The sequence below is a fragment of the Moraxella sp. CTOTU47616 genome, from assembly GCF_032017465.1.
GTDB classification, from domain to species: Bacteria; Pseudomonadota; Gammaproteobacteria; order Pseudomonadales; family Moraxellaceae; genus Faucicola; species Faucicola tetraodonis.
This window is the reverse complement of record NZ_DALZPU010000003.1, coordinates 186,579-201,404: the sequence shown is the minus strand read 5'-3', so window position 1 is coordinate 201,404 and position 14,826 is coordinate 186,579. Positions and strand designations below refer to the sequence as shown.

The window sequence follows — 14,826 nt, the reverse complement described above, 5'->3', positions numbered from 1 at the left end:
ATTTTATTGATGATTAAATTTTATTGGTCATTCAATTTATCATTAAACTGTTATTTAAAAAAACACTTATCTAAAAACAGTTATCTAATTAGGTCGCCTTGTTAGACTCTCTAGCATATCCAGTCTATGTTTGCTTAATTGCTACTTTTTGCCGATTTTCAATGTATTTTTTGCGGGCGATATTAATCATACCCCAAGCAAATAAAAACGTGGCAATGTAACTGTTCACAGTAATGATATCGCCATACGCTTTAATCTGCGCTTCTCGTGTGACAATTTGGTTGAGGGCTTGTTGGGCTTGTTGCTGTGACAAATTGTTGTCGGTGATGACGGGTTTAAACCCTGCTTGGTATTGTTGAAGCCGCTGGGTTACTGTGGCATCTGTCGATTGCATTTGCTGTAAAATACTTTGTTTATGATACTGGGTGCGCTGCTGTTGCAGGGTGCTATAAAAAGCCGAGCCTACCAGCCCGCCAAAGTTTTGGGTCGCACCAAACAATATGATAAAGGTGATGACATGATTAACGCTTTGTCGCAGCGTCAGCCCAAATCCCATCAATACCAATGGACCCATAAACAGTGAGCCTGCAAACGCGACTGCAAATTGACTGAGATAAAAATTTTGGGGTCGCACGTCACTGGTGAGCATATTGGCATCATACACACTGGCAACCGCTACGAGCAAAGTCGCCACCACCATCGGCGGAATCAAATGATCCCGTGAAAAGGTCAGTGCACTGACTATCAAACCTGCCAACATACCAAAAAATATGACCGTATAAAAACCCACAAACTGGTCGGACGTTAGACCTTGGGATTTTAAAAAATTCACCACCGCATAACTTTGCTCAGACATAATCAAACGCAGTAAAAAAGCGCCTACTACAAAGCGCCATAACGCAAAACTCCCCAGCCAGCGGGTCATAATCAAGGGATTTTTGCGGTAATGCTCAAAGAAAAAGCCTGACATCAACAGCGCCAACGCGCCAATGAGCATATACGCCAATAACGGTGAGTTTTCCCACCATAAAATAGGCCCTTGTACCAACACCCCACACAGTAACCCAAAACCGGGCGCCAATAACAAAAAGGTGAGAATGTCTTTCTTTTCATACACTTCGATACGTAAACTTCGTGGCAACTTGACGGCGACCACCATCGCAAAACAACACAGCGCCAAACCAAACTCAAAGGTGTAAAGCCGAGTCCAGTCGTTCACATTGACCAAATAAGGGGAGATTATCCAAGCCAACGGAATCGCCAATGCACTGACCCCAAAGCCAATATACAAACCTTGCAGGCGATACTTACTGGAAAAGGCTTGCATCACATAATAAAGCCCGAGTGAGGATAACGGCGCCGCGACAAAGCCTCCTATCGCCCTCACCAGTAAAGCCATCGGATAGTTTTGCACAAATATATGAATAAACATCACCAGCATGAACATCAGCAGGGATATTTCAGAAAACCAGCGCAACCCAAATTGTTGACGCGCTTTAAACAGCAGCAGGTTGGCGCTGACATTTGCCATCACATACACAGCAGGTATCCAAGCCACTTGTGAGGGTGTCAGCGCATATTCGCCTTGGATTTGCGGTAAATTGGCGGTAATAATGCCGTTGCCCAAGCCACCACAAATGGCAATAAAAACACCGATGACAAAGTACAATATACTTTTTGATCGAGAGTGAGCAATACTCGGCGGGGAACCGGGTAACGCGGGTTTTTCATCTTCGGTCCAATTGGGTGGCGTTTCTAAGATTCTAGGTGATTTCAAAGGGTAGCTCGATTTTGATACTGTTAAGACAAGAGAGGTTGGCTATAGTGTAATCAAAAATAGGCTTAGCGTCAGCGACAAAATAGTTCGATAAATGTGACATGATACAGTTTTATCAACGTGACATATGACATGGACTAGCGCTATGCTAGTCATCATTACCCAACTCTTCGTTATCCAACCAATCATTATTCCACAGGTCATTAAAACCCATCAGACAAGCTATGGTCAAATCCATCCATTCGCTTAAGGTCTAACATTTTTAAACAAAAAAATTCGATTTTTTTGGCACATAAGTATTTTTTAGTTGCCAAAATGCGCTAGGCTATCCATTCATTCATCACTGATTCATCACTGCTATGAACCCGCTTCACCAAACCGATTTGCCGACACTGGGGCGCAATACTGACATTGACCACCATGCTGATTTACAAGTGTTGCAGCGTATCAAACGATTTTTATTGCCCCGTGATTTTGAGGTGTCAAAGGATTTATTGCAACAGATGCAGCAGGGGTATGGTATCGCAGATCAGCCTGTCGATGCGCTGTTATCCAGCGGTATCAAATTTGCCAAACCCCTGCAGCAATTGATTTTGCATGAGCAAGGGATAGCGCAAACGAATAACGTATCAGCAGCCAAAGCGTTATTGCAACAGCCCGCGTTTGAGACGCTGTATCAGCAGTTTTGCCAATATCCAAGTTGGTATGATGCCAAGCTTGCCGAGATTGGCGCAATTGCCTATCGGCGCTATCCGTTAATGCTGATTTGGTTACTGCGTAATGTCGCGCTAATGGCAGGGTATAGTATCCCTGCGCTGTCATTGCCACTCATCAAAACAGGGGCGTTAGTGCATGATGCATTGCCAAGGCTCATGCGAACCTATGGCTATATTTTGGCAGTGTCTGAGTACCCAGCGATTAGCCGCAACCAGCAACCCCCATTGGCAATTGGCACGGAAGGTTGGCGGCAAAGTCTGCAAGTGCGTCAGATACACGGTCTGGTAAGACAACAATTATGCAGCCATGATTGGGACAGTGGCTACTGGGGGTTGCCCATTAACCAAACCGATATGGTGGCAACCCACTTGCAGTTTTCGCTACTCATTATGCGCGGACTAAAATTACTGGGGGCAAGAATCAGCGCCGAAGAGTCCCAAGGCATCATGCACTTATGGCAACTGGCAAGTTGGTGGATGGGGATTGAGCTGGCGCGCATTCCTGAAGATGAAACCGAGGCGTGGGCATGGCTTTATAGCTATTTGGCAACCCAGCAATTAGATTTTGAATTTGGTAAACCTCTCGCCAAAGCGCTGCATGATTTACCCTCGCAAATTATGGGTGAGGATAACAGACGTGGACAGCTGGTTGAGCGCGTCAATGCCAGTGTCACACGGACTTTAGTGGGTGATGATATTGGCGATGGCTTGGGACTGCCTAGCCCAAAATGGCGCTATGGCGTGCTTGTTAGTGTGCCGATTGTGTTTGGGCTTGATACGGCGCGAGCACACAATGCGGCTATTGCCAAAAGATTGGAGCAATTTCGCGCCAAACGCCAAGATAATATGAACTGGTGGCTCAAAAAGCACGACAACTATTACCAATGAGCTAGCACATACCAATCAACTAGCACATACCAATCAACTAGCACATACGACGTTACTAATTTACAAGAGCGACAGTAAAGGTTATCTAGGCAAGGTCGTCTATGCTGGGTTATCTAGGCAATGTTATCCATACAAGCTTCTCTAAGCATTGCAATCACTAGGCTTTTAAAATCACCTTCATCATGTTCCAAAAGGTCTTGCCATACGGTGGTTGAAGCAAATGCGCGAAGTTAAGGTGACTTTGTTTAAACACCGCTTTTGGATGAGAGAAGGTGTCAAAGCTATATTTGCCGTGGTAACGCCCCATTCCTGATGCCCCGACACCACCAAACGGCAGATTTTGCTGGGCAATGTGAAAAATAGTTTCGTTAATACACGCGCCGCCACTCACCGTATGCGCGAGCACGTAGTCGGTGTCGGTTTTGTCCTCGCCAAACACATACAGCGCCAGTGGGCGGTCACGCTCATTCACATACGCCACCGCTTGCGCCAAGTCTTGGTAGGACACCAGTGGCAATACGGGGGCAAAAATCTCCTCGGTCAGCAATTTAGCATCGCTTGGTAAATCGGTGACAATCATCGGCGGGAAAAATCCAGTTTCGATATTCACTTCATAATCGGTCAGTGGAATGAGGGTGGCACCGCGCTGTTTGGCTTCATCAAGATAACCTTGCACGCGGCTGGCTTGCTTGGGATTGATGACAAAGCTATAGTCAGGATTGTCTGCAAGATTGGGGTAGTGGGCGTCAAGCCATGCGGTTGATTGTTCGATAAAGGCGTGTTTTTTATCCGCCTGCATCAACACATAATCAGGCGCAATACAGGTTTGCCCTGCGTTCATGGTTTTGCCTGTCCATACGCGGTTGACAGTTTTTGCCAAATCAGCGCTCGGCGTCACCACGACAGGGGATTTGCCGCCCAGCTCAAGGGTGACAGGGGTCAAATTCTGTGCAGCGGCTTTCATGATATGTTTGCCCACTGCGGTAGAGCCAGTAAAAAATAAATGGTCAAATGGTAAGCGGCTAAAGGCTTGCGCGACTTCGACACCCCCTGTAATCAAGGTCACTTCGTCTGCGGCAAAGTATTTGGGTAACGCATTAGCCAGCCACTGCTCAAAATTCGGTGAGGCTTCTGAGACTTTGAGCATCGCACGATTGCCTGCCACCAATGCGGCAGCCAGCGGCGCAATCACCAAATACAGCGGATAGTTCCAAGGTGCAATAATGCCTACGAGTCCTAACGGCTGTGGCTGGATATAGCTACGAGCGGGCAAAAACCAAATCCCAGTTTTGACCGGTTGTTTGGCAGACCAAGCTTTGCCGTGCTTTTGTGTATAACGAATCGCTTCAAGCGTTGGGAACAGTTCAAGCATGGTGGTTTCAGCCGCTGGGCGCTGTCCAAAGTCGGCATGAATAGCGGTGATAATCTCGCTTTGGTTGTCCATCACCAGCTGTTCTAATTTTTTTAGCCGCGCACTGCGAATTGACCAATCAACATGTTGGTCTTGGCGGCTAGCTGTCCGCATGATGTCGAACTGCTGCTGCATGGTATTGATAGTTGCATCCGAATTAGTTGCATCCGAGTTGTCTTGAGGTGTCATGTGTATTATCTCAATCATTTAGTTAAACTTTAATTCAACATAGCAGTTAAGCCGGTATCTTGCTAGCATCTTTTTGAACGAGCGTCACGTTTTGCCTTGTGGTATCTGCAGCATGCAGTAACTGGGTCGATTTGTGCGGAATATGGCTCATGGCATGTTCTGTCAACGCTGTTATGGTGAGGCTTGGGTTGACACCCAAGTTGGTCGAGATATTGCCGCCATCGCAGACATAAAACCCTTGATAATTAAACAATCGATGGTACTTATCGACCACGCCATCTGCTGCAGAATTGCCTAGCGAAATTCCACCCATACAATGTGCGGTGGTCGGGATGTTCAAAAATACTTCCGATAGCACGCCATAACCGACTCCCCCCATTTGGGTTGCCATCTGCTCGGCAAACGCGCTTGCTTCTGGAATAAAGGCGGGGATGGCAGGGCCATAGGTTTGCATCTGGTAGCGACTACCCAACCAAGCCCGCCACCACGGGCTTTTTTGATAGCGCATTTCAAGCGCATACGGCGTGCTTTGCATACATAGCAAGATAAGGCTTTGTTTTGCCATATTATGCGGTCGAAATGCACGCCACGCTTGACGGGGCTTGACGATAAACTGCACTATAAAACACCATAACCAAGCCAGTAGCGACATTTTTTTGCCGTTTTTATAATTGCTTAACGTCGCCAAAAAGGACGCAATATTAAAGCCTTCAGGATAACGCGTCGCCTCAATATGTGTGCCATCACCCAAATAAATCCCAGAGCCAATAGCCACGCCATCGCTCATGGCGCCATGTTGGTCATCCAAAAATCGCACGCCTAGCAAAGATTCAGCATTGGTATAGATACGCTTGCCAAGATAAGGGGAAATATGGGGCATATTGCCTTTATGGCGCTGCTCAAACAGCAGTTTTTGGCTACCGAGGCTAGAGGCTGACAGCACAATTTGTTGGGTGGCGATTTGATACTCACCTTTATCCGCTGATTGCAGCGTCACCCGATAGCCTTGCGAGCCGTTTTGATAGGCAGGGTCGCTTGATGATTTGCTATCATCAGTTATCGGTACTATATCCGTGACTTTGGTTTCAGCGAGCAGGGTAGCGCCATTTTTTTGGGCAAAATACAGGTAGTTTTTATCTAGGGTATTTTTGGCGCCATAACGGCAGCCCACCATACAGCCACCACAGCCTATACAAGGACTGCGCTTAGGACCTGCGCCGCCAAAATACGGGTCACCATTGACAGAGGGGTGAGCATACGTGTCATGTTCACTAAAGTAGGCGCCCACATTGGTAAGATAAAAACTATCGCCCACGCCACTCATGTTTGCCATTTTTTGTAGCATCAAATCTGCGTTACCGACTTTTTTGTTTTGGCTCACGCCTAGCATGCGTTTGGCGGTCTCATAATGTTGTGGCATCACCGCTTCCCAGTCGTGAAGCCCTGCCCAGCTACCTTGTTGCCAGATTTTGTCTTCTGGCTGTAATAAGGTGTTGGCATAAGTGATTGAGCCGCCGCCCACCGCATTCCCATGCAACACCATGACATGCTTAAATAGCTGAAGCGAAAAAAAACCTTTGTACTTGAGCGCAGGCAACCACAAAAACTGCTTGATATCGCGCACGGTTTTGGGCATGGTCTCGGGGGATATATGCTTGCCTTGCTCAGCGATAATCACGCGATAGCCTTTTTCGGTCAGTCGCATCGCCGAGACGCTACCGCCAAAGCCTGAGCCTATGACCAAAAAATCCGTATCAAATGATTGACCCTCCATGTATCGCTTTCCTTATTTTCCTTAATAGTTGTCCTTATAGCTGACCTGCCGCGTGCTACCTTACAGTGACTTTTTGGCTGTATCTGTCTTTGTATAACAGCGGTTTAGCGCTAAACAGTTCACCCGCTACCTGATTAGGGTATACTAATTTTTCAGCAGGCTGCTGCAACTGTGACATTTGGGTTCGTTTTGTTTTGATAAATTAAGTAAAGGATTGAGTTGAAAGGATTAACGCGTGCCAAAGCCAACCTTCACACCGCTTCTATCGCCCACGGGTACGAGTATTGAGTCGAGCTTGAGTGATTTTGGACAGCAGGCGCATATCATGGGCAATGCCAACACCGTGGTCAGACGTTCGCTCGCCATAGCGCTGCTCAAATTCATGGAGTCCACCCCATTTGCCGATATCAGTGTCACCGAGCTGACCCAAAAGGCGGGCGTGAGTCGCATGGGCTATTACCGCAATTACGATAGCAAACTTGCGTTACTCAAAGACTATTTGGCGCAGATTGAGCATGATTTTCCTTTTATCGATTTGACGGCGGCAAGCGAGGGCGAGTTTTATGCGTTTTTGGTACGCGTGTTTGACTATTTGAGCAAGTTTGAGTTATCAACCAAGATTTTGCTCAATCAAGGCTTTGAAGGGCTGATTTTAGATACGCTGCTCAATAGCAAAATTTTTGTTGAATACCGCAAAAAGCAGTCATTGACTTGTCAAGCTATCACAGCGCCACATCAGGATAAAAGCGGGGAGTACAATCTGGTATTTGCTTCAGGAATGCTGTATCACACCTACATTCATTGGGTGCGGCAAGGGCAAACAGAAACGCCACAGCAACTAGCCAGTTGGCTCATGGCGTCTGGGTTTTATCGGTTATTTCACCCTAATGATGACTAAACTGATGACTAAGCAGATTGGGTTTTATCAAACGCTATCACCATCCCCATACCTACTAGCATGGCGACAAAAAATACCACCCCTTGCCAGATACCCATGCCCATCAGAACCACCGCAGGGGCAGGGCAGATACCAGCGATGCCCCAACCGATACCAAATATCATCGACCCAATCGCCAAGCGCTTATCAATACCGCGGCGAATCGGTGGGAATGGCGCACCCGATAGACTGGTCTTTTTTAAGCGACTTAAGTTAAAACCGATGGTGGCGACAATGAGCGCGCCAACCATCACAAACATCAATGCAGGATTCCACTCACCTGCAAGGTCAAGAAAGCTTTGCACGGTTTTTGGGTTTGCCATATCACTGACAATCAAACCCGTACCAAAAACCAACCCACAGATAGCACTAATCAATAACACAATTTCTTTTCGCATGATATATGCCCCTAACGTCTCAATTAAATCAATGACAACAAATGACGACCGATAAACACCGTCACAAACCCTGCGGACATAAAGACAATGGTTGCCAGCAGTGAGCGCAGTGAAAAACGTGCATTGCCACAAATGCCATGACCACTGGTACATCCTGAGCCCATCCGCGTGCCCACACCGACCAATAACCCTGCGATGACATACAGCCAAGGCGATGATGATACCGTGATGGTTGGCAAGCCAAATAACTGACCAACCAGCCAAGGCGATACCAGCAAGCCCACAAAAAACGCCAATTGCCAAGCAAAATCAGGTGAGTTTGGCTGCCAGAGACTGGCAACAATGCCACTGATGCCAGCAATCTTGGCAATACTCCACCACAGCATAACCGCAGAGAGCCCAATCAACATGCCACCCACCAATGGATGACTATAATCTGCAATAGAAAATAACAACATACGCCACCTAAGTATTTCACAATAATATATATTATACAATATTGTATAATATATAGCGTGTTTAAGGGTAAATTTTTTTAAAACGGGAAAATAATCAACGAAAAACTGCCAACCAACGCGCTTTTTGCAAAAAAACTATGTTAGATTAAAGCTAGATTAAAACAAATACAAAACCATGATGATAGGGCTTAACGGCTTAATTAATAAGGCAACCTATGTATAAACTTACCACCTACATACCGACCGATTATCTAGAGGCTGTAAAGCAAGCCTTGTTTGACGCAGGGGCAGGGCAGATTGGCAATTATCAGTATTGCTGTTGGCAGGTGTTGGGTACAGGACAGTTTATGCCATTGGCAGGCAATCAAGCCTTTATTGGTACCACCAATCAATTACAAACAATCGAAGAATGGCGAGTCGAGATGGTGGTTGCAGAGGAGCGCATCAAAGCGGTGGTGCAAGCCTTAAAACAGGCACACCCGTATGAAACCCCCGCTTATGATGTGCTAAAGCTTGAAGACATTTAGTCATCCAGTTTATCCTCACCCGATGACTGATTCGCTTACCTATCTACTTACATGCCTAAGGTTATTAAACGCCTTTTTTGGCTCGACTACAAGTGAAAATTATGACCAGAATATAGGGCAAAAAGCGATTGTGGCTTGGGTTTAAATGGTCTATAGTCAATAGTAAATAATTTGTTACACTTTACTTCAACCCATCAGCCGACCATTGAATTTAAGGAGCGAGACATGGCAAATCCCCCCAATAGCACAGCGGTAAATAATGCCAAAACTGACAGTGCCAAAACTGACAATGCCAAAACGGATAAAGCGAAGCCCCAAAAATCGCAGCCTACCAAAAACCTAGCTACCAACACCCCAGCGCGCCGCAGCACTAAAACACCAGCGACCGAGCGCATTGACCAGCCTTATGAGACCGACCCCACAGTGTTGCTTGAGCAGTCGCAGCAAGCAGGGGTGAGTGAAAAAGCCAATGCCAAAAAGCGCGCCATCGAAAGCATCATGAATAAAGACCTAACCACAGGCAATGTCGAGAAAATGGCAGAGCACTTGCAAGCGCTGATCAATGGTATGTCCAATGATGAAATCAACGAAGTCAAAAAATTATTTGGCAGCCAAACCACTAGCGTGCAAAGCAAAATTAATAAAGACGACGAATTGGCGGACAACTGGCGTGAAGGCGGTTATCCCTACAAAAACCGTATGTCACGCAAAAACTATGAAGCCCAAAAATATGAGTTACAAGTTGAACTATTAAAACTGCAAAAATGGGTCAAAGATAGCGGGCAAAAAATCGTCATCATCTTTGAAGGTCGTGATGCGGCAGGTAAAGGCGGTACCATCAAACGCTTTATGGAACACTTAAACCCGCGCGGTGCCAAAGTCGTCGCCCTGGAAAAACCCACCGAGCAAGAAGCCGGTCAATGGTACTTCCAGCGTTATGTCCAGCATCTACCGACCAAGGGCGAAATCGTGCTATTTGACCGTTCATGGTATAACCGTGCTGGTGTCGAGCGTGTCATGGGTTTTTGTACCGAAGAACAATACAATGACTTTATGCGCCAAGTCCCAGAGTTTGAAAAACATCTGATTAGCTCAGGTATTCATTTAATCAAATTTTGGTTCTCAGTCAGTCGTGAAGAGCAGCGCCGCCGTTTTGCCGAGCGTGAAGCCCATCCGCTCAAACAATGGAAACTCTCACCCATTGACAAAGCATCACTCGACAAATGGGATGATTACACCCTTGCCAAAGAAACCATGTTCTTTAACACCGACAGTGCAGAATCGCCTTGGATTGTCATCAAGTCAACCGATAAAAAACGCGCGCGTTTGAATGCGATGCGCTATGTATTAAGCAAACTACCTTACGACAATAAAGACCCTAAAGTCGTGGGGACAGTTGACCCCTTGATTGTGGGTCGTGCCGGGGCTTTATATGAAAAAGGCGAATATAACGAATTGGCAGTACCAAATATCTTATTCAATCACCACAAATAATTGCTCAGCAAACTGATGCAATAAACATCACAACACAACAACCCCAGTGCATGGCATTGGGGTTTTTAAATATAAAGATAGCAGCAAGTAGATCGCTACCATTGCTACCAAAACATTGCTGCCAAAAGGTGGGGACATATCAAACAAGCCAAAACCATATTTTTTTATCGACAATCGCCTATTTTTCGTCAGCCAAAGTCAAGCCAGCCAAATTCAAGATAGACGGCAAGCGTATTCAATACCCCCGAATTTTGTTAAAATAGGCAAAAATTTATTCAGCTGAGGGCCCCATGAATTCAAATAACTCAAACAACTCGACAACCAACCAATTACTGTTTAGACAAGCCAAAGCCCATATCCCTGGTGGGGTGAATTCACCTGTGCGGGCATTTGCAGGCGTGGGGGGTACACCTGTCTTTATCAGCCGTGCCCGTGGCAGCAAAATGTATGATACCGAAGGCAAACCCTACATAGATTATGTGGGCTCATGGGGACCGATGATTTTGGGTCATGCCCACCCCCATATTATCGAAGCGGTCAAAAAAGCGGCAGATGACGGGTTAAGTTTTGGCGCCCCCACCACGTTTGAGACCACGGTGGCTGACAAAATCTGCGAATTGATTCCCAGTGTTGAATTAATCCGTATGACTAGCTCAGGCACTGAAGCCACCATGTCCGCCATTCGTCTAGCACGCGGCTATACAGGACGCGACAAAATTGTCAAATTTGAAGGCTGTTATCACGGTCATAGCGACAGTCTACTGGTCAAAGCGGGTTCGGGCATGCTAGATATCGGTGAACCAAGCTCAAAAGGCGTCCCTGCCGATTTTGCCAAACATACCATCACCATTCGTTACAACGACCCGCAAGCCATCAAGGACTGCTTTGCGCAATTTGGCAATGACATTGCTTGTGTGATTGTCGAGCCTATCGCCGGCAACATGAACATGATTGTACCCACGCAAGAATTTCACGATACCTTGCGTGCCGAGTGTACCGCGCATGGCGCTGTGCTAATTTTTGATGAAGTGATGACTGGGTTTAGGGTTGGCTTACAGTCAGCGCAAGCCTATTTTGGCATCACACCAGACTTGACCACGTTTGGTAAAATCATCGGTGCAGGTCTGCCAGTCGGGGCGTTTGGTGGTAAACGTGAGATTATGGAGTGTATTGCGCCGTTAGGCGGCGTGTATCAAGCAGGCACCTTATCGGGCAATCCACTGGCGATGCGTGCCGGTATTGCCATGTTTGATTTGCTCACGGCTGAGGGTTTTTATGACGCATTAAGCGAAAAAGTCGTTTACTTGACTGATAATCTTGAACAGTTGGCGAAGGATGCGGGTATTGGCTTTAAAACCACGCGCTGTGGCGGTATGTTTGGGATGTTCTTTACTGATAGCGATACATTGCCACAAAACTTTGAAGAGGTGTGTCAATGCGATGCGCAAAAATTTGCGACCTTCTTCCACGGTATGCTCGATCGCGGTGTGTATCTTGCGCCATCCGCCTTTGAGGCCGCCTTTGTAAGTAGTGAGCATTCGCAAGAAGACTTGGATGCGACCTTGCAAGCGGCAAAAGAAGTATTTGCGATAATGGCGAAAGCATAACGGTTGCACATAAAAAATTTGCCAAAGGATTTTTAATTGCGTTTGGACGGTTGCCTTTGGTGAAGTTTGCCAAAGGTCAAAGCGCAAATAGTGATTTAAAGACTAACAATTTTCAATCAAATAGATTTTAGAGAATAAAAACCACCCATGCGACAACTTCCCCAAGCGTTAACCCCCGAATCCATTGCACAGCGTAATCTTGAAGAAAGTCAGCAGCCGCAACACTTTTTTGATGAGTTTGCCAAATCTGTTACCTTGTATCGTGATGACGACATTTGGGTCATCGACAAACCGCACGGACTGTTATCGGTGGATGGTAAAGAATTAAAAGTAAGCTTGCAATCGCGTTTGCTCAAAGCCGACCCCAACGTCAAACTTATTCACAGACTTGATATGGACACATCAGGCATTATTATTTTTGCGCGCCATAGCGAGGCGCAAACCCATATCAGCAAACAATTTATCGAGCGTATTCCGAGCAAAGAATACCAAGCGCTGGTCTGGGGAACGCCGCCGCAGCAAGGCGAAATCGATGTGCCGGTGCGCTACGACCCACCTCAAAAACCCAAGCATATCATCGATATGAATTGGGATAAACGCGCCTATACGAAATACGAAACCTTGCACCACGAACTGCGTGAGGGTAAGGCGGTTAGCCGTGTCGCCTTGTATCCTGTCACAGGGCGAAGTCATCAACTACGCGTTCATATGCTGCATATCGGGCATGTGATGCTTGGCGACCCCATCTACGCGCAAGATGTATTGGACGGTCAAGCGTTTGATTTATCGCCTAGGCTTTGCTTACATGCACACAAATTACGCTTAAAACATCCCAATACGGGTGTGTGGATGGAATGGGAAAGCCCCGTGCCGTTTTAACCGCGTGGGTTATTAGCAATCTATCTTTTAAAATGATAGGGTTTAGCGTGCTGTTTTCATCCTACTGTTAGCATCAAACAAGGGGCATAATCACTATGCCCCTTGTTTAATTACCCATGTTGGTGCAACCAATCAAGGGTTTGCTGCCAAAGTAGCTGGTTTTGTCGGCTAAAAAATTTCATATGACCGATATGCTGTAAGCCATAATCTTTGGGTTGTAGCGTTCGGGTGGTGGCTTGCATGTTGGGAAACACCCGAATCATATCGGCGACATTCTTATCATTGGCGATATCATCATCGGGCGCATTCACCCACATAGCAGGCAAGTTAACCTCATTGTAATAGTGGGTTTTCACTGTTTTACCAAAAGCGGTTTTGATATAGCCTGCGCCATTGCACCAATCTCGCCACTGTTTGGCGACATTTTTGGGCAAATCTTCGCCCATGCCAATTTTGCTTGATTGGGTATAGCCAAACAACACATTGGACACGGGAATAAATACATCCATAAACCACATGGCTTTGGCACGATACGGCATCGCCATATTGCGGATTTGCCCAGACGAACAGGCAACGTTAAACACGGATGTGAACTTGTGATGATTGGGCATCAAACCAAATAATTGACCGCCCGCGCTATGACCGACCAGATGATAGGTGGTGTTGGGAAACTCTTGAATCAGCCTATCAAGCACCGCAGTCATATCGTAGCGCCCCCAACTAATCAGTGACGCATTAGAATGCTTGAGGTCGCCTTGCATCGACTCGCCAATATCTTCATTGTCATAGCTAATGACGCCATAGCCATGCTCCATTAAATACTGCGCAAAATTTTGATAAAACTGCCGTTTGATACCTGTTGCCGGCGCAATCATCACGGCGGCTTTAACCGTATCGGGACGAAACACAGTCGCCGCCAGTGTGGCAGGGTGTTTGGTGGCTATTTGAATGGTTTGCTGGGTAGTGTGTGTGGCTAATGCTGACGGTATTTTTAGGTTTAGATTCGACATGACTGTTATCTTCCTTGGTAATCAACTGTTTATACAAGCTTATACGAGCGCTTTTTATACGAGCGCTTTTTATACAAGCACTCAGCCAAATGTTGACAAATGATGATAAGACTCGTTTAAAAGCGACTATAGCAAACAATTTATCGGTGCAAAAAAGTTATCATGAACATAACAGTCATAAAAAAAGCAATCAGCGGTGACCAATTGCTTGCTTGAATCGTTGACGAAACAACTAAGGGGTTTTCACAATAACTTTTTGGTTGGTGTTGATTAAAATCTCAGAAGGCCCATCAACGGTAACGCGCACTTGGTTATTATTAGGGCGCTGTGAGCGAAAATATTGGTCTTCAGCAGGGGTACAGCCCAAGCAGCGATCGAGTGCCGCCAGTGGCTCAAGAATCAGCTTGCGTTCTACCTGATCGATTTCATCGTTATAGATGGTAAATGGCATACTGGCAATCGCCGTCACCACGCCCCCCACCACTGCCAATGCACCCAATGGCTTACCCACAATGGTATCAGCGACCATGGAGCCATAGGTTGGACCAAAATCTTTTTCATCTATTTCGGTAGCGGCAAAGCTGCAAGTCGTCGTTGCAACCATCAAGGCTACGGCTGACGCAATCGTATTTAATAGTTTCATAGCAGGTTCCTAACTGGAAGCAAGACACCATTAACGAGGTAACTAGCTAACTAATTAAATAAGTAATTAATTAGGCAACTAGATAACCAAATAACGGGGGTCGACTGACAGGTTGTAC

13 protein-coding genes are annotated in these 14,826 nt (G+C 46.3%); 6 read left to right on the top strand and 7 right to left on the bottom strand.

What is annotated here, in order from left to right:
• Nucleotides 1-124: 124 nt before the first annotated feature.
• Nucleotides 125-1,777, bottom strand: coding sequence for an MFS transporter (locus RTS10_RS05120; protein ID WP_312539495.1), 1,653 nt, complete (start codon nucleotides 1,775-1,777; stop codon nucleotides 125-127).
• A gap of 359 nt (nucleotides 1,778-2,136) precedes the next feature.
• Here RTS10_RS05120 and RTS10_RS05115 point away from each other — a divergent pair, with 359 nt between their 5' ends.
• Nucleotides 2,137-3,381 (top strand): oxygenase MpaB family protein, encoded by a 1,245-nt coding sequence (locus RTS10_RS05115; protein ID WP_312539494.1) that lies wholly within the window; start codon nucleotides 2,137-2,139, stop codon nucleotides 3,379-3,381.
• Between the two features lie 157 nt (nucleotides 3,382-3,538).
• On the opposite strand, the gene RTS10_RS05110 is transcribed toward RTS10_RS05115, so the two are convergent.
• Together RTS10_RS05110 and RTS10_RS05105 are read right to left on the bottom strand one after the other, a co-directional pair.
• A complete protein-coding gene (locus RTS10_RS05110) occupies nucleotides 3,539-4,981 on the bottom strand; it encodes a coniferyl aldehyde dehydrogenase (RefSeq protein WP_312539493.1) in 1,443 nt (480 codons plus the stop codon).
• 46 nt (nucleotides 4,982-5,027) lie between these two features.
• Nucleotides 5,028-6,755 carry a GMC oxidoreductase gene (locus tag RTS10_RS05105; RefSeq protein WP_312539492.1) on the bottom strand — a complete coding sequence of 576 codons (1,728 nt, stop codon included), beginning with the start codon at nucleotides 6,753-6,755 and terminating at the stop codon, nucleotides 5,028-5,030.
• 235 nt (nucleotides 6,756-6,990) lie between these two features.
• On the opposite strand from RTS10_RS05105, the gene RTS10_RS05100 reads away from it, so the two are divergent.
• Nucleotides 6,991-7,653, top strand: coding sequence for a TetR/AcrR family transcriptional regulator (locus tag RTS10_RS05100; protein WP_312522396.1), 663 nt, complete (start codon nucleotides 6,991-6,993; stop codon nucleotides 7,651-7,653).
• Between the two features lie 8 nt (nucleotides 7,654-7,661).
• Here RTS10_RS05100 and RTS10_RS05095 read toward each other — a convergent pair whose 3' ends face one another.
• Together RTS10_RS05095 and RTS10_RS05090 are read right to left on the bottom strand one after the other, a co-directional pair.
• Nucleotides 7,662-8,090, bottom strand: a complete 429-nt coding sequence (locus tag RTS10_RS05095) for a DUF6691 family protein (protein ID WP_312539491.1) — start codon at nucleotides 8,088-8,090, stop codon at nucleotides 7,662-7,664.
• 23 nt (nucleotides 8,091-8,113) lie between these two features.
• Nucleotides 8,114-8,548, bottom strand: coding sequence for a YeeE/YedE family protein (locus tag RTS10_RS05090; RefSeq protein ID WP_312539490.1), 435 nt, complete (start codon nucleotides 8,546-8,548; stop codon nucleotides 8,114-8,116).
• 215 nt (nucleotides 8,549-8,763) lie between these two features.
• Between RTS10_RS05090 and RTS10_RS05085 the strand changes: the two genes are divergently transcribed.
• The 4 genes from RTS10_RS05085 (at nucleotide 8,764) to RTS10_RS05070 (ending at nucleotide 13,055) form a co-directional block, all read left to right on the top strand.
• Nucleotides 8,764-9,075, top strand: coding sequence for a YqfO family protein (locus RTS10_RS05085; RefSeq protein WP_312539489.1), 312 nt, complete (start codon nucleotides 8,764-8,766; stop codon nucleotides 9,073-9,075).
• Nucleotides 9,076-9,642: 567 nt separating this feature from the next.
• Nucleotides 9,643-10,569, top strand: coding sequence for a polyphosphate kinase 2 (gene ppk2 / locus RTS10_RS05080; protein WP_409455585.1), 927 nt, complete (start codon nucleotides 9,643-9,645; stop codon nucleotides 10,567-10,569).
• Nucleotides 10,570-10,859: 290 nt separating this feature from the next.
• Nucleotides 10,860-12,176 carry a glutamate-1-semialdehyde 2,1-aminomutase gene (gene hemL / locus RTS10_RS05075; protein WP_312539488.1) on the top strand — a complete coding sequence of 439 codons (1,317 nt, stop codon included), beginning with the start codon at nucleotides 10,860-10,862 and terminating at the stop codon, nucleotides 12,174-12,176.
• 147 nt (nucleotides 12,177-12,323) lie between these two features.
• Entirely contained in the window at nucleotides 12,324-13,055 is a 732-nt protein-coding gene (locus RTS10_RS05070; protein WP_312539487.1) for an RluA family pseudouridine synthase, read from the top strand.
• 110 nt (nucleotides 13,056-13,165) lie between these two features.
• Here RTS10_RS05070 and RTS10_RS05065 read toward each other — a convergent pair whose 3' ends face one another.
• Nucleotides 13,166-14,065 carry an alpha/beta hydrolase family protein gene (locus RTS10_RS05065; protein ID WP_312539486.1) on the bottom strand — a complete coding sequence of 300 codons (900 nt, stop codon included), beginning with the start codon at nucleotides 14,063-14,065 and terminating at the stop codon, nucleotides 13,166-13,168.
• A gap of 232 nt (nucleotides 14,066-14,297) precedes the next feature.
• A complete protein-coding gene (locus RTS10_RS05060) occupies nucleotides 14,298-14,708 on the bottom strand; it encodes a hypothetical protein (protein ID WP_312539485.1) in 411 nt (136 codons plus the stop codon).
• Nucleotides 14,709-14,826: the final 118 nt, after the last annotated feature.